We start from the raw sequence: 13,808 nt of genomic DNA on the forward strand, positions 1-13,808 counted from the left end.
GCTCGCCTCCGGCCGGTGATCTACCCGGCGCACCGGCCCGCGACGAGACACGAACGAGTGAGACTGCCCGGAGGCCGGCGACGGGTAGTCACTACGGACGCGCCGGCCCCGGCCCCGGCCCGGAGCCGGCTCGGCCCATGTGCCCCAGCGGCCGGTCAGCCCAGAGCGAGGAGCGGGTGCGCGGGCGGGCGGTCGGGCAGGAAGCCGTGGGCGCGCCGCCCGAGCCAGGCGTCCTTGTAACGGTCCACGCTGCGGTGCCAGTTAAGGATTCCGGCCAGCCAGTTCCGCAGGTCGTCGACATAGCCGTCCATCGCCCTGCGGGCCTGCGGGGACAGCCCGAAGTCGTCGTACAGCACGGGCAGTTCATGGGCGACCACATGTTCGAACTGCCGCATGCGCTGGGTGGTCAGGTCGTGGACGACGCCGAGCGCGGTCGGGTAGTCGACGCCGAAGAAGTTCTGCACGACCAGGATCGCGTTGTGGATCTCACCCTCGTACTCGATCTCCTTCTGGTAGGAGAAGATGTCGTTGAGCAGGCAGGCGTAGTCGATGGCGGCGTTCTCCAGGGAGCGCACCGGGCCGCTGCGGTAGAGCTCGGGCGGGACCGCGGGGCCCCGGCCCATCCGGCACAGGCTGAGGGTGAGGTCGGAGCCGAAGGTGGCGCGGCGCATCTCCAGGTAGTCGACCGGGTCGGGGACGCGGTTCTGGAGCTGGTTGGACAGTTCCCACACCCAGCTCTCGGTCATGGAGTCCACGGCTCGTCTGAGGGTGCGGCGCTGCCCGGTGCTCATCGGGGCGGTGGTGCGGGCCCACAGGTCGAGCAGGGAGCGCTCCATGGCGTTGGCGGGCACCAGCGGGGGCTCGCCGTCGACGGGCATGCAGGCGGACAGCCGGGCGGTGCTGAGGCGGGCGGCGGCCAGGTCCCTGCGGTGGCCGTAGACCAGGGGGTAGTAGTCGTCGCCGTAGGTGCCGAAGGCGAGCCACTGGGCGCTGAGGTCGAGGGCCTCGGGGGTGGCGTCGGGGTCGAGTCCGGCGGAGCACAGGGCGAGGTCGCAGGCGCGCAGCTTGTCCTCGTCCCAGACGCCCTCCTGGAGGATGCCCATGCGATCGCACCAGACGCGCAGATTACGGCGGGCGGCGTCGAGGTGGGGGCTGAGTTCCAGGGCGAACGGCATGTGGAACTCGGGCAGGATGGACGGACCGACCTTCTGGTGGGGCACATGGGAGTAGGCGCGCAGGCGTTCGTGCGCGGCTGCGGCGAGCAGGGCGCCGACTTGGGCGGCGGAGGTGCCGGGGCCGCTGGGCAGCCGCCAGGGCGAGTCGTCCCGCGCGCCCTTGTTCATGTAGCGGCTGGAGCGCAGGTGCCATTCGTGGCCGCCGCTCTGCCAGTCCTGGAGTCCCTTGGCGTAGGCGGCGATCGCGGCCGTCTCGGCGGGGGTGAGGCTGTGCTCCAGGGCGACGGCGGGCACCTCGGTGAGCGCGGTGTGCTCGAACTGGTGCAGGCGCGAGGTGAGGATGTCGTTGACGATGTCGGCGGCCTGCTGGGTGGTGCAGCCGAAGAAGGTCTCCAGGACGAGCACGCCGTTGCTGTTCTCGCCCTCGTCCTCGACCTCGCGCTGGTAGGAGAAGAGGTCGTTGCGCAGGTGGACGGCGTCGGCGAAGGTCTCCATGAGCACCCGCAGCGGCCTGGTCCCGGCGACGGCGGCGGGCACCTCGGCCGTCGCGTACTCCACCAGCCCGGCGGACCAGGGCGCGCCGCCCACCTTGCGGCGCATCTCGATGTACTCGACGGGGTTGGCGATCCGCCCTTCGTTGATGTTGGACAGCTCCCACATCGACTCGTTGAGCAGGTGCTCGGTGGCCACGGAGAAGCGGCGGCGCCAGTCGGCGGACATCGCGGGCACCGTACGCGCCCACAGGTCCTTCAGACCCGCCTCGACCGGGTTCTCGGGCTCGGGTACGGGGGTCTGGGGGTCGATCGGCATGAACAGCGGCAGCCGGTCGAGGTGGGCCTTGCCGGCGGCGCGGTCCTGGGTGCGCTTGAACATGTCCAGGAAGTGGTCGTCGAAGAAGAACACCCATACGTACCAGTCGGTGATCAGCGACAGGGCGGGGCCGTCGCAGTCGGGGTGGGTGTAGGCGCACAGCAGTCCGTAGTCGTGCGCGTCCAGGTCGGCCTGGTCCCAGATCCCGGAGCCCTCCAGCATGCCCATCTCGCGCGCCCACGCGGTGGAATGGGCGCGGGCCTCGTCGAGGTGCGGATTGAGCCGCGCGGGGAACGGCATGTAGAAGTGCGGGAGTTCGAACGGCTGCGTCATGGCCGGGCCCTACCCCCGGCCCCGAACACCCATCCCCCGCACGGGACATGATCACACCATCGCGTGAACCCGCCCCGAGGTGTGCCCCGTCCGCGCCCTTGCCGTGCTCGGGCGTCCGGGTCACGGTAGGCGCATGAACTCCTTCGTACTGCCCCATGAGGTGCACGGCGGCGGCGCCCACCGGGTGTTCGCCGTGCACGGCTGGTTCGCCGACCGCTCGGCCTACGCGGCCGTCCTGCCCGACCTGGACCGCGCCGCCTTCACGTATGTGGCGGTCGACCTGCGCGGCTACGGCGAGGCCGCGGACGCCGAGGGGCCGTACACGACGACCCGCGCGGCCGGGGACCTGGTGGCGCTGGCCGACCGGCTCGGCTGGGGGCGGTTCTCGGTGATCGGGCACTCCATGGGCGGCGCGGTGGCCCAGCGGCTGCTCGCGCTCGCCCCCGAGCGGCTGCGCCGGATCGTCGGCGTCTCCCCGGTGCCCGCCGCGGGCATGCCGCTTTCGGGCGAGCAGGGCGCACTGTTCACGGACGCGGCGCACAAGGCGGCCAACCGGCGCGCGATCATCGACTTCACCACCGGCGGGCGCCGCCCGGACGCCTGGCTGGACCGGATGGTCGCGCTCTCCCTCGGGCGCAGCGACCCGAAGGCGTTCCGGGCCTGGCTCGACTCGTGGGCGGGCGAGGACTTCCACACCGAGGTGACCGGCAGCGAGGTGCCCGCGCTGGCCGTGGCGGGCGAGCTGGACCCGGCCGTGTCGCCCGGGCTGCTGCGGGAGACCTGGCTGTCCTGGTACCGCAACGGACAGCTCGTCACCCTGCCCGGTGCCGGGCACTACGCGATGGACGAGACACCGCTGGAGCTGATCCGGGTGGTGGAGGACTTCCTGCGCGCGGACGGCCCCGCATGAGCGTGCGCGAGGCGGCGCCGGTGCCGGACGTCTTCGATCCGCGGCGGTACGCCACCGGGGTGCCGTACGACGCCTACCGCGTCCTGCGCGACGAGCACCCGGTGGCCTGGCAGGCGGAGCCCGAGGTGCTGGGCTGGCCCGCCGGTCCGGGGTTCTGGGCGGTGACCCGGCACGCGGACGTCGTCCGGGTCCTGAAGGACTCGGCCACGTACTCCTCGCACCTCGGCGCGACGCAAATCCGCGACCCCGACCCGGCGGACCTGCCGTTCATCCGGCGCATGATGCTCAATCAGGACCCGCCGGGACAAGGGAGGTTGCGGCGGCTGGTGAGCCGGGCGTTCACGCCGGGGCGGATCGAACGGTTCGCGGCCCTCGCCCGGAACCGGGCGCGCGCCCTGCTCGCGGCGGCGCTGGAGCGGGCCGCGCACCAGGACGGCACCCTCGATCTGGTGGCGGCCGTCACCGACGAGTACGCACTGCTCAACCTCACGGACCTGCTGGGCGTCCCGGAGGGCGACCGGCGGCTGCTGCTGGACTGGACCCGGCGGGTGATCGGCTACCAGGACCCGGACGAGGCCGCCCCCGTGGTGCTGGACGGCTCGGGCAAGCCGCTGAACCCGCGCTCCCCCGCGCTGCTGGGGGACATGTTCGGCTACGCGCACAAACTGGCCGCCCACAAGCGCCGGCACCCCGCCGACGACATCATGACGACCCTCGCCACCGACCCCGAGCTCACCGCCCCCGAGCTGGAGATGTTCTTCTTCCTGCTCACCGTCGCGGGCAACGACACGGTCCGCGGCGCGGCCCCCGGCGGCCTGCTGACGCTGGCCGGGCATCCGCAGCCGTACGCCCTGCTGCGCGCCGGGAAGATCGAACTCAGCACGGCTGTCGAGGAGTTGCTGCGCTGGCACCCACCGGTGCTGACCTTCCGGCGCACCGCCGCACGGGACACCGAGCTGGCGGGCCGGCGCATCGCGGCGGGCGCGAAGGTCGTGGTGTTCCACGCCTCGGCCAACCGCGACGAGCGGGCCTTCGCCGACCCGGACCGGCTGGACCTCGCCCGCTCCCCCAACCCGCACGTCTCCTTCGGGGACGGCCCGCACGTCTGCCTGGGCGCCCACTTCGCCCGGCTGCAACTGCGGCTGCTCTACGCGGAGGTGCTGCGCGCACTCCCCGTCCTGCGGCCCGCGGGCCCGCCCGAGCGGCTGGTGTCGAACTTCATCAACGGGATCAAGTCGCTTCCGCTGTACGCGGGTTGACCTGGATCAGCGCATACGTGCCGGCCGTACGCCAGTGCTGTCCCTCCGCTGCCACCAGCCGGGACTCGGTGGCGGCGGTCAGCCCGGTGACCACCTCCGACTTCAGGGTGCGCAGTGCGGCCACCGGACCCGGGAAGTACGCGGTCGCCGCGGCGAAGGAGGTGGTCGGCGGCCATCGCCGGTCCCCCACCAGACGGCGGTAGTTGAGGTCGCCCTTGAAGACGGTGAGGGTGGCGGCGGCGAACTCCGCGCGCAGCTCGGGCGGCATCCGCTCGTACGGCAGCGGGGCGCAGGAGAAGGGGTGGGCGCGCACCACGAGCCGCCCGTCGGTCATCGCGGAGCGCAGCAGCCGCCCGTGCTCACCGGCCGCGCCCGGCGCCGCGCTCAGCCGCTCCAGGGCGTCGAGCACATCGGCCATGACCGCGTCCGAGACGTAGTACGGGTACGGCTTCACGTGCAGCACCGCCCGCGCGATCCGGCCCCCGGCGATGAGGTGGGCGAGCAGCAGCAGGTCGGGGACGAGTTCCCGGCCGGCGTTGTCCGCGACCAGGACCAGGGTGGCAGCGGCGCCGGGCGGCAGCAGCGACCACAGCCGCTCGCTGTCGTCGGCGACCAGCGCGAGCGCCGGTTCCCCGGCCTCGGCCCCCTCGGCGGACAGCCGGAAGCCCAGGTCGGCGCGGTTGCCCCACAGCGAGCCGTGCAGCAGGGCGCGGCCCCGCTCCGGCTCCGGCAGCTCCCGCAGGCCGTCGAGGGCGGCGAGTTCCCGGTCGGTCTCCGGCGCGTCCAGCTCCGCGCGCTTGACGGGCCGGAAGGGATCGATGCCCCGCCAGGGCCCGTCGCCGAAGTAGCCGACGGCTTCGAGGAGCCGCCGGTAGAAGTAGCTCTCGGACCACAGCCACGGCACGTCGAACCAGGACCGCCCGGCGTACTCGGCCAGCCCCCACGCGTGCCACGCCGCCCGGTCCGGGGCGTCGGCGGGCAGGGGTTCGACGGTCCCCTCGGCGCAGCTCCTCAGCAGTTCGTCCAGCGCCCGGTGCCGATCGGGGCCGTACGGCAGACAGTCCCGCACCTGGCGGATGATCGCCGGGTGCCGCTCGGCCAGCACACCGTGCGGGAACGATCCGGGTTCGTTGCCGAGGATCACGGATGCGAACGGGGTTTCGGGCATGTCCGTCACCGTACCGCGCGTCTCACGCGGTCCTGATCTCCCGCTCCAGCTGCGTGGCGAGGGTGACGTAGCGGGGGCGGCGGTGCACCGGCACCAGGCCGCGGATCATCAGGTGCCACATCTCGGCGACCCGGCGCGGCAGGCGTCCCACGGGTTCGAAGCGGCCTGCGACACGGGTGCCGAAGAAGAAGCAGACGAGCGAGTGGGCGGCGGCGGAGACGTCGAGGTCTCCGTGCACATCGGCCTCGCGCACGGCCCCGGTGAACTTGCGGCCGGCGAACTCCAGCCATTCGGTGTAGGGGTGGCGCAGCGGCGGCCGCACGGTGACGTCGGCGGTGGCGAGGCGCAGCCCGGCACGGGGTACCGGGTCGTCCACGGCGAGCCGGGCGATCCCGAAGGTGGTGCGCATCAGGCCCTCCAGGGAGGAGTAGCCGCGGCCGTCGAGATCGGCCACCAGCCGGCGGGCCGCGCGGGCCTCCAGCTCCAGGATCGCGTGCGCCAGGTCCTCCTTGGCGGCGAAGTGGAAATAGAGAGCCCCCTTGGTCACCTTCGCGTGTGCGACGATGTCGCTCAGACTGGTGGATTCATAGCCATGCTGGTCGAAAAGATCGGCGGCGGCCGTGATGATCGTGGCCCTGGTCTGTTCGGCGCGTAACTGCCTCGCCATGTCGGGACCCCTCCTCGCGAGACGAACGAACGGGACGTGCGGTTTGTTTTTAACCCCTTGCATACGATAACTCACCGCATGGCAACGGGAGCCCCATGATCGCCACGATACGAGGCCGACGACCGGCTCCTCAACGGCGTCTCGCCGGAGGGTCGAAAAAGCGCAACTGCCTTGCGCCGTAAGGGATTAGGGCCATCCTCGGCATGACTGCGCACAGCAGGGCGGCGCCGCCGCGATGCCGGAATGCACCGCGTCGACGCCGCCTGGGCGCTGCGTTCAGATTGGCCCGAAATGACCGACCGCAGGACGTCAGTTGACGTAGACCGAGGCCCCGCCGTCCGTCACCGGCGCGTACTTGGCGCTGAAGTACGCGGTGGAGAAGCAGAGCGAGGACCCGGAGGTCTTGGTGAACTGCTGGTTGGTGAAGCTGATGCTGTTGTCGGCGTTGGCCGCCTTCCCGGACAGGCTCGGGCCCTGGTAGACACAGGTGACGCTGCCCAGCAGGGTGTTGAGCTTGACCGTGGACTGGATGACGGAGCCGCTCGGGGGCGCGACGGTGAGGGCGCCGGAGGAGGCGACCGACGCCGTGTAGGGCAGGTTGTCGATGGTCACGCTGCCGACGCCGAGGACGCCGGTGACGTTGCTGGTGCAGCCGCTGAAGGTCTGCCCGGTGAGGGACTCGGTGGCGGTGCCCGGCGCGGCCGGGTTGGCGGTGACCTTGGCGGTGAACTGGGAGGTGCCGCACTTGACACCGCTGGTCCCGGTCGAGCTGGAGTAGAAGGTGGCCGAAGTGCCGCTCGCCAGCGGCGCGGTGAGCGTGTCGCCGACCGCGACGGCGGTGCCGCCGGCGCTGCCGGTGGTGAGGACCGTACCGGCCGCGGAGGCGGGACCGGCCGATACGAGGGCGAGCGCGGTGGCCGTGGCGGTGCCGGCGAGAGCGATGAGGGTACGCGTACGCATGCGGGTGCCTCTCTGATGGGTGTGGGGAAACGGGGCAGTGGGGGGTGGGGGAATCGGGGACGTGAGGGGTGGCGGGGGCGGTGCGCGGCGGTGCTGGTGCGGTGGGGATGTCGCCGCCGGCGCGGGTCCGTCACGCCTTCTCCTTACGCGACGGACCGGCGACGGCGGCGGGCCGGACACCGGCCGGTGCCCGGAGGGAATCGGCCGGGCCGGACGAACAAGGGAGTGCCGGTACGGACACGTGGGGGAGCTGTCCGTGCCGTGCTCGCGCGAAGTGCGGGAAGATCACCGTGCGTGAACGGCCGCCGCTCACAAGGGAGCCGGCGTGCGCGGCGACCAGCGGTTCGCATCGATCGCCGTGTGCTGGAGCGGGTGCCGCGTAAGGGCCGGGAACGCGGCCGGTGCCCTTGCCGGACACGGCCGCTGCCGCTCGGGGATCCGGCGCCACGGATCCATGGAATCTGAAGAATTTGTAACGCCGTCAACCACCGGCGTCAACCCGTCGGACCGGTCAACACCTTGATGTGCGGCGGAAGTTGAGGGATCCGAGGGGCCCGCGCGGGCCCGCACGCACCGCCGACACCCTTTTTTCACATCTCCCTTGACCCCAAAATGTAACCGGCGGTAACTTCCTCGAAAGGCTACCGCCGCGTAACGAGAAAGCCCTTGCGCCCGCCGGGAGTGCGAGGAGGCGTCCGCGGCGGCCGCTGTCCGCGCCAGGACATCGCGCCACTGAAGCCCAACCCGCATTGATCCATGCCCATGGGAGCAGACATGGCCTCGTCCCCGGACAACCCGTCCACCGGCAACACCCCCGAGAACCCGGAGAGCGCTTCCCCGTCGCAGGCACCGGGCGGCACCACGCCCCCCGCGGCCGGCAGACGGGGCCGCGTCCGGGCCCGGCGCGCCGCGATCATGGCGGTGCCCGCCACCCTGGTCGCCGCCGGCCTCGCGGTGCTCACCGCGCAGGGCGCGCTCGGCGTGCAGTTCTCGATCTCCGGCATGCCGTTCACGGTCACCGCGAACGAGCTGCACGGCACCGGCTTCGAACAGTTCGGCGGCCTGGACAACATGGCCGACGGCAGCCCCAACGCCGGTGACACCGGCGGCCAGGTCCTCATCGTCACCTCGGCGATCAAGAAGGCCACGCTGTCCAAGCTGTGCCAGAGCGTGGACCTCGGCGGCACCAACCTGCTGATCACCGCGGGCAACGGCAGCACCCAGGTCAGCGCGTCCGATCTGACCACCGACTCCACCGAGATGTCGGGTGACGCGTCGTTCAACAACATCGAGATCGGCAACGACGCGAGCGAGCTGACCGAGGCCAACGCCAAGGGTCCGAAGGGCGTCTTCAGCCAGCAGGCCGACAGCGTGTACATCAAGAACCTGCGGCAGACCAACTACGCGACCACGGCAGGGGTGTTCAAGCTGCCGGGTCTCAAGCTGCGCTTCAGCGACTCGGGTTGCTGAGCGCCGTGGCGGACCGTCCCCGACCGGGTCCCCGGCGCGCCTTCCGCGCCTGGCGGTCCCGGCGGCCGTTCTGGGGCGGGCTGCTGCTCGCCCTGGCCGGCGGCGAGATCCTGCTGACCGAGAAGGCGTCGCTGAAGGTCGTGATGCACATCGGCATGCAAGGGCTGGCCGGCTATCTGCTGCCGGGCCTGATGGCGCTGCTGGGACTGCTGATCCTCTTCAACCCCGCCCAGCGACTCTTCTACTCCATCCTCGGCGTGTTGGTGTCGCTGGGCACCTGGGTCACCTCCAATCTGGGCGGCTTCTTCATCGGGCTGCTGCTCGGCGTCATCGGCAGCTGCCTCGCCTTCGGCTGGCTGCCGGACCAGGAGCCGCGCACCAGCCGCCGCAAGCGCCGCCGCCAGGCGCGGGCCCTCGCCGAGGAGGGCGGGACGACCGCGGCCTGACGTCCCGGAACTTTCCGGCCCCACCGTCAGTTTCTACGGTGTTGTAGAAGTTGCCGGTGGGTGCCGCGGGGCATCCGCCGTGGAATACGAGGAGCGAGCATGGCCCTGTGGGACCGCGTCAAGGAGTCCGCGTCGCAGATGCAGACCCAGTTGGTGGCGAAGAAGAACGACCTGAAGAGCGGTGCCTTCCGGGACGCGAGCATGGCCATGTGCGCCCTCGTGGCCGCCGCGGACGGCACCGTCGACCCCGCCGAGCGCCAGCGCGTGGCCCAGCTCATCGCCACCAACGACGTGCTGGCCAACTTCCCCGCGGACGACCTGCGCCGCCGCTTCGAGGACAATCTGAACAAGCTCACCACCGATTTCGCCTTCGGCAAGGTGAGCGTCCTCCAGGAGATCGCCAAGGCCAAGAAGAAGCCCGCCGAGGCCCGTGCCGTCATCCAGATCGGCATCGTCATCGGCGGCGCCGACGGCGACTTCGACAAGACCGAGCAGGCCGTCGTCCGCGAGGCGTGCTACACCCTGGAACTGCCGCCGCACGAGTTCGATCTCTGAGCCGACGCGACGGAGGCGGGTCGCACGGCCGTGGTTGCCCGGTCGTGCGCCCGCCCCCTCCTGTGCGGGACGGCTCAGTCGAGCCCCGCGGACTTCAGCCACGCCTTCGCGACGTCCAGCGGGTCCTTGTGCTGGAGCTGCACCTGCGCGTCCAGGCTCAGCAGGGTCGTGGTGTCGAGCTTGGCGGAGACCGCGTTCAGGGCGGCGACGCCCTTCTTGGGCACGGCGGTCTTCGAGACGAGGGGCTGGACGTTCTGGAAGCCGAAGAGGTTCTCGGGGTCCTGGAGGACGACGAACTTCTCCTTGGTGATGGTGGGATCGGTGCTGAACAGGTCGGCGACCTGCACGTCGTTCTTCTTCAGCGCCGTCTGGGTGAGCGTGCCGCCCGCGTCCAGGGCCTTGAAGGACTTGAAGTCGAGCCCGTAGACGGACTTCAGGCCCGCCAGCCCCTGCTGCCGGGTCTGGAACTCCGGCGAGCCCCCGATCACCAGGTCCTTGGCGACGGCCTTCAGGTCGGCGGCGCTGGAGCGGGTGGTGAGGTCGTACTTCCGCGCGGTCGCGGCGTTGACCACCAGGGTGTCCTTGTCCTGCGCCGCCGAGGCGTCCAGCAGGGTCAGCTTGGAGTCGAGCTTGGCCTTGATGGCCGCCGTGGTCGCCTCGGCGGTCTTCGGCGTCGCCTTGGGGTCGAGGTAGGCCAGCAGCGCGCCGTTGTACTCCGGCAGCACGGCGACGGAGCCGTTCTTCAGCAGACCGTACGTGGTCTCCCGGCTGCCGATGTTCGGCTTGTACGTGACATCGACCCCCTTGGCCTTGAGCGCCTCGCCGTAGATGTCGGCGAGCAGGTTGCTCTCGGGGAAGTTGTTGGAGCCGACGACGACGCCGCCGGACTTGGCGGAGCAGCCCGCGAGCAGGGCCGTGGCCGTCGCGAGCGCGACCACCGCCGCCGCGCCCCGGTTCCTCCGTATGGTCCTGCTGATCTGGGTTGTTGAAGTCACCACCTGATCCAATCCACGGGCTTGACACGGAGTCAACCGCGCGCCCCGCTCTTGTAACGCATTCTTGATGAAGTCGGCGGTCGATCGCTCAGACGCTTCTGCGTACGCCCCGCGACACCGTGATCCGGGCCACCGCCCAGAACAGCGCGAGGGTCAGCAGGGCGAGCCCGGCCACGAGCGCGGCACCGCCGACGACCTTCTCGTAGTCGCGCTGGGCGAGGCCGCCGATGATGTACGGGCCGAGCCCGCCGAGGCCGACGTACGCGGCGATGGTGGCGGTGGAGATGATCTGCACGGCCGCCGTGCGCAGCCCGGACAGGATCAGCGGCAGCGCGACCGGCACCTCGACCCGGAACAGCACGCGGGCCTCGGACATCCCCATACCGCGGGCGGCGTCCACCGGGGCCGGATCGACGGCCCGCACCGCCTCGTAGGTGGTGACCAGGATCGGCGGTACGGCGAGCACCACCAGCGGGATCATCACCGGCACCAGGCCCAGCCCGAGCCACAGGACCATGAGCACCAGCAGACCGAAGCTGGGCAGCGCCCGTCCCGCGGTGGCGATCAGCGCGAGCGCGTTGCCGCCCCGGCCGTAGTGCCCGGTGAGCAGGCCGACCGGCAGCCCGATCACGGCGGCGGCCAGCAGCGCCTCCAGCGAGTAGGTGACGTGCTCGGCGAGCCGGGCCGGTATGCCGTCGTAGCCGTGCCAGTGGGCGCCGTCGCCGAAAAAGGCGTGGACCAGGTTCAGTACGTTCACCGGGTGGCGCCCTTCCTCGGCGTCCAGGGGGTCAGCAGCCGGCGCAGGAGCACCAGCAGGGCGTCGGCGAGGATCGCCAGCACCGCCGTGGTCAGGACCGAGTTGGCGGCCAGGGCGGGCCGGTGGTAGGCGTTGGCGTCGTAGAGCATGTTGCCCAGGGCACCCTGGTTGCCGATCAGCATGCCGACGCTGACCAGGGACAGGCTGGAGACGACCGCCACCCTGAGGCCGGCGATGATCGCCGGTGCGGCGATGGGGAGTTGGACCTGGAGATAGCGGCGCAGCGGGCCGAAGCCCATCGCCTCGGCGGCGGCCAGCGTCTCCCGCGGCACCGAGCGGACGCCGTCCACGATGCCGGGGACCAGCACCACCAGGCTGTAGACCGCGAGCGGGATCATCACCGTGGTCTCGCTCTGCCCGAAGTAGTCGATGAGGACGACGAAGAAGGCCAGCGAGGGGATGGAGTAGAGCACGGTGGTCAGCCCGAGCACGGGCGGGTAGACCCAGCGGAACCTGGCGCACAGCTGGGCGATGGGCAGCGCGACGAGCAGCCCGGCCAGCACCGGGATCAGCGCCTCGCGCAGATGCAGTCCGACCAGTCCGAGGTAGCTGTACTGGAGGTCGCTCGGCAGATCGAAGAAGCCGTTCATGAGGCGGCCTTCGCCTCGGCGCCCGCCCGGCCGTGGGCGGCGCGGATCGCCTCCCCGATGGCCGTCTGTGATACGACGCCCACCGCGCGTCCCTCGCCGTCCACCGCGACCGCCCACCCGGTGGGCGACAGCACGGCCCCGTCCAGGGCGGTGCGCAGCGAGTCGGTGCCGGGCCGGAACGGCCGCCCGTGGTCCAGGAGTTGGTCCGGGTCGAGGGGGCCGCCGGGCGTGGCCCAGCCGAGCGGGCGCCCGTCGGTGCCGGTGGCCAGGAGGTAGGGGGCGCCGCCGGCGGCGGCGAGCCGTTCGGCGTCCGCGTCCAGCGGGACCAGCGGCGCGGCCGTCAACTCCAGTCCGCCGGCGGGGAAGAAGGACAGCCGCCGGATGCCCCGGTCGGCGCCGAGGAAGTCCTCCACGAAGGCGTCGGCCGGTGCGCTGAGCAGTTCGGCCGGCGGGGCGAACTGCGCCAGCCGGCCGCCCTCGCGCAGCACCGCGACCATGGTGCCCAGTTTGATCGCCTCGTCGATGTCATGCGTGACGAAGACGATCGTCTTGCCCAACTCGGCCTGGATCCTCAGCAGTTCGTCCTGGAGGCCCTTGCGGACCACGGGGTCGACGGCGGAGAACGGCTCGTCCATCAGCAGCACCGGCGGATCGGCGGCGAGCGCGCGGGCCACCCCGACGCGCTGCTGCTGGCCGCCGGAGAGCTGGTACGGATAGCGCCGCGCGAGCGAGGCGTCGAGCCCGACCCGCTCCATCAGCTCCGCGGCCCGCCCGCGCGCCTTCTGCCTGCTCCAGCCGAGCAGCCGGGGCACGGTGGCGATGTTGTCGAGGATGGTGCGGTGCTGGAAGAGACCGGCGTTCTGGATGACGTAACCCATCGAGCGGCGCAGGGAGTTGACCGGCTGCTGCCGGATGTCCGCGCCGTCCAGGAGGATGCTGCCCTCGGTGGGCTCCACCATCCGGTTGATCATCCGCAGGGTCGTCGTCTTGCCGCAGCCGGAGGGCCCGACGAGGACGGTGATCGCGCGGTCCGGTATCTCCAGCGACAGCCGGTCGACCGCGACCGTGCCGTCGTCGTACCGCTTCGTGACTGCATCTATCCGTATCAAAACGCCGAACACCCTTCGGGTCTGACAGCTCTCCGCCCGCCCGCGGCCACGGCACGGCCTACGACGCGCGGGCCGCTGCCGCGAGAGTCTAGACGGCAACGGCCCGGTTCCTCCGGCGCGTTCGAGGTGTGTCAGCTCTCCTCGGGCGCCAGGCGCAGCGAGATCGAGTTGATGCAGTACCGCTGGTCGGTGGGGGTCGGATACCCCTCCCCCGCGAAGACATGCCCGAGGTGCGAGCCGCAGCGGGCGCAGCGCACCTCGGTGCGGACCATCCCGTGGGAGCGGTCCTCGACCAGCTCCACCGCGTCGCTGTCCTTCGGGTCGAAGAAGGACGGCCAGCCGCAGTGCGAGGCGAACTTGGTCTCGGAGGTGAACAGCTCGGCCCCGCAGGCGCGGCAGGAGTAGACGCCCTTGGTGGTGGTGTCCGTGTACTCACCGGTGAAAGCGGGCTCGGTCGCGGCCTGGCGCAGCACCGCGTACTCGCTCGGACTCAGCTCCGCGCGCCACTGCTCGTCCGGCTTCTCGATGTCGTACGACATGGGTC

At 71.4% G+C, this 13,808-nt stretch carries 14 protein-coding genes; 5 read left to right on the forward strand and 9 right to left on the reverse strand.

All coding sequences use genetic code 11. The annotated features are described in order from the left end of the window. Positions 1 to 155: 155 nt before the first annotated feature. Positions 156 to 2,318, reverse strand: coding sequence for a germacradienol/geosmin synthase Cyc2 (gene cyc2, locus ACE4Q9_RS07255; protein WP_397983395.1), 2,163 nt, complete (start codon positions 2,316 to 2,318; stop codon positions 156 to 158). A gap of 133 nt (positions 2,319 to 2,451) precedes the next feature. On the opposite strand from cyc2, the gene ACE4Q9_RS07260 reads away from it, so the two are divergent. Both ACE4Q9_RS07260 and ACE4Q9_RS07265 read left to right on the forward strand, forming a co-directional pair. After that, positions 2,452 to 3,228: an alpha/beta fold hydrolase gene (locus ACE4Q9_RS07260; protein WP_397983396.1), complete on the forward strand. Its 777-nt coding sequence runs from the start codon at positions 2,452 to 2,454 to the stop codon at positions 3,226 to 3,228. Next, complete coding sequence (locus tag ACE4Q9_RS07265; protein WP_397983397.1) at positions 3,225 to 4,487, forward strand: cytochrome P450; 1,263 nt, start codon at positions 3,225 to 3,227, stop codon at positions 4,485 to 4,487. Before ACE4Q9_RS07260 ends, ACE4Q9_RS07265 begins: the two co-directional genes overlap by 4 nt. On the opposite strand, the gene ACE4Q9_RS07270 is transcribed toward ACE4Q9_RS07265, so the two are convergent. From ACE4Q9_RS07270 to ACE4Q9_RS07280, 3 genes are all read right to left on the reverse strand, one after another. Further along, the gene (locus ACE4Q9_RS07270; RefSeq protein WP_397983398.1) at positions 4,459 to 5,655 is read right to left on the reverse strand and encodes a damage-control phosphatase ARMT1 family protein; all 1,197 of its coding nucleotides are present in this window, start codon (positions 5,653 to 5,655) and stop codon (positions 4,459 to 4,461) included. The genes ACE4Q9_RS07265 and ACE4Q9_RS07270 overlap by 29 nt on opposite strands. Positions 5,656 to 5,677: 22 nt before the next feature. Next, the gene (locus ACE4Q9_RS07275) at positions 5,678 to 6,322 is read right to left on the reverse strand and encodes a ScbR family autoregulator-binding transcription factor (RefSeq protein ID WP_397983399.1); all 645 of its coding nucleotides are present in this window, start codon (positions 6,320 to 6,322) and stop codon (positions 5,678 to 5,680) included. Between the two features lie 309 nt (positions 6,323 to 6,631). Beyond that, on the reverse strand, positions 6,632 to 7,282 hold the full coding sequence (locus ACE4Q9_RS07280) for a Tat pathway signal sequence domain protein (protein ID WP_397983400.1): 651 nt from the start codon (positions 7,280 to 7,282) through the stop codon (positions 6,632 to 6,634). Positions 7,283 to 8,056: 774 nt separating this feature from the next. On the opposite strand from ACE4Q9_RS07280, the gene ACE4Q9_RS07285 reads away from it, so the two are divergent. The 3 genes from ACE4Q9_RS07285 (at position 8,057) to ACE4Q9_RS07295 (ending at position 9,753) form a co-directional block, all read left to right on the forward strand. Beyond that, positions 8,057 to 8,752 carry a DUF6230 family protein gene (locus ACE4Q9_RS07285; RefSeq protein ID WP_397983401.1) on the forward strand — a complete coding sequence of 232 codons (696 nt, stop codon included), beginning with the start codon at positions 8,057 to 8,059 and terminating at the stop codon, positions 8,750 to 8,752. Positions 8,753 to 8,757: 5 nt separating this feature from the next. Next, positions 8,758 to 9,198, forward strand: coding sequence for a DUF6114 domain-containing protein (locus ACE4Q9_RS07290; protein WP_397983402.1), 441 nt, complete (start codon positions 8,758 to 8,760; stop codon positions 9,196 to 9,198). Positions 9,199 to 9,297: 99 nt separating this feature from the next. Continuing rightward, on the forward strand, positions 9,298 to 9,753 hold the full coding sequence (locus ACE4Q9_RS07295; protein ID WP_397983403.1) for a tellurite resistance TerB family protein: 456 nt from the start codon (positions 9,298 to 9,300) through the stop codon (positions 9,751 to 9,753). 74 nt (positions 9,754 to 9,827) lie between these two features. Here the strand turns inward: ACE4Q9_RS07295 and ACE4Q9_RS07300 are convergent, their stop codons facing one another. The 5 genes from ACE4Q9_RS07300 to msrB all read right to left on the reverse strand — a co-directional run bounded on the left by ACE4Q9_RS07300 (position 9,828) and on the right by msrB (position 13,803). Beyond that, positions 9,828 to 10,748, reverse strand: coding sequence for an ABC transporter substrate-binding protein (locus ACE4Q9_RS07300; protein ID WP_397983404.1), 921 nt, complete (start codon positions 10,746 to 10,748; stop codon positions 9,828 to 9,830). Positions 10,749 to 10,836: 88 nt separating this feature from the next. Further along, positions 10,837 to 11,505 (reverse strand): ABC transporter permease, encoded by a 669-nt coding sequence (locus ACE4Q9_RS07305; protein ID WP_397983405.1) that lies wholly within the window; start codon positions 11,503 to 11,505, stop codon positions 10,837 to 10,839. Then, on the reverse strand, positions 11,502 to 12,155 hold the full coding sequence (locus tag ACE4Q9_RS07310) for an ABC transporter permease (protein ID WP_397983406.1): 654 nt from the start codon (positions 12,153 to 12,155) through the stop codon (positions 11,502 to 11,504). The genes ACE4Q9_RS07305 and ACE4Q9_RS07310 overlap by 4 nt, the downstream gene beginning before the upstream one ends. After that, the gene (locus ACE4Q9_RS07315) at positions 12,152 to 13,264 is read right to left on the reverse strand and encodes an ABC transporter ATP-binding protein (RefSeq protein WP_397983407.1); all 1,113 of its coding nucleotides are present in this window, start codon (positions 13,262 to 13,264) and stop codon (positions 12,152 to 12,154) included. Before ACE4Q9_RS07315 ends, ACE4Q9_RS07310 begins: the two co-directional genes overlap by 4 nt. A 131-nt stretch (positions 13,265 to 13,395) precedes the next feature. Then, positions 13,396 to 13,803: a peptide-methionine (R)-S-oxide reductase MsrB gene (msrB, locus tag ACE4Q9_RS07320; protein WP_397983408.1), complete on the reverse strand. Its 408-nt coding sequence runs from the start codon at positions 13,801 to 13,803 to the stop codon at positions 13,396 to 13,398. Positions 13,804 to 13,808 lie beyond the last annotated feature (5 nt).

The sequence above is a fragment of the Streptomyces sp. AM6-12 genome (assembly GCF_044327085.1).
In the GTDB taxonomy this organism is placed as follows: domain Bacteria; phylum Actinomycetota; class Actinomycetes; order Streptomycetales; family Streptomycetaceae; genus Streptomyces.

Excerpts from the sequence above, each read along its gene's own strand:
- cyc2 (WP_397983395.1), bottom strand. The coding sequence starts at position 2,318 with ATGACGCAGCCGTTCGAACTCCCGCACTTCTACATGCCGTTCCCCGCG.
- ACE4Q9_RS07260 (WP_397983396.1), top strand. The coding sequence starts at position 2,452 with ATGAACTCCTTCGTACTGCCCCATGAGGTGCACGGCGGCGGCGCCCAC.
- ACE4Q9_RS07265 (WP_397983397.1), top strand. The coding sequence starts at position 3,225 with ATGAGCGTGCGCGAGGCGGCGCCGGTGCCGGACGTCTTCGATCCGCGG.
- ACE4Q9_RS07270 (WP_397983398.1), bottom strand. The coding sequence starts at position 5,655 with ATGCCCGAAACCCCGTTCGCATCCGTGATCCTCGGCAACGAACCCGGA.
- ACE4Q9_RS07275 (WP_397983399.1), bottom strand. The coding sequence starts at position 6,322 with ATGGCGAGGCAGTTACGCGCCGAACAGACCAGGGCCACGATCATCACG.
- ACE4Q9_RS07280 (WP_397983400.1), bottom strand. The coding sequence starts at position 7,282 with ATGCGTACGCGTACCCTCATCGCTCTCGCCGGCACCGCCACGGCCACC.
- ACE4Q9_RS07285 (WP_397983401.1), top strand. The coding sequence starts at position 8,057 with ATGGCCTCGTCCCCGGACAACCCGTCCACCGGCAACACCCCCGAGAAC.
- ACE4Q9_RS07295 (WP_397983403.1), top strand. The coding sequence starts at position 9,298 with ATGGCCCTGTGGGACCGCGTCAAGGAGTCCGCGTCGCAGATGCAGACC.
- ACE4Q9_RS07310 (WP_397983406.1), bottom strand. The coding sequence starts at position 12,155 with ATGAACGGCTTCTTCGATCTGCCGAGCGACCTCCAGTACAGCTACCTC.
- msrB (WP_397983408.1), bottom strand. The coding sequence starts at position 13,803 with ATGTCGTACGACATCGAGAAGCCGGACGAGCAGTGGCGCGCGGAGCTG.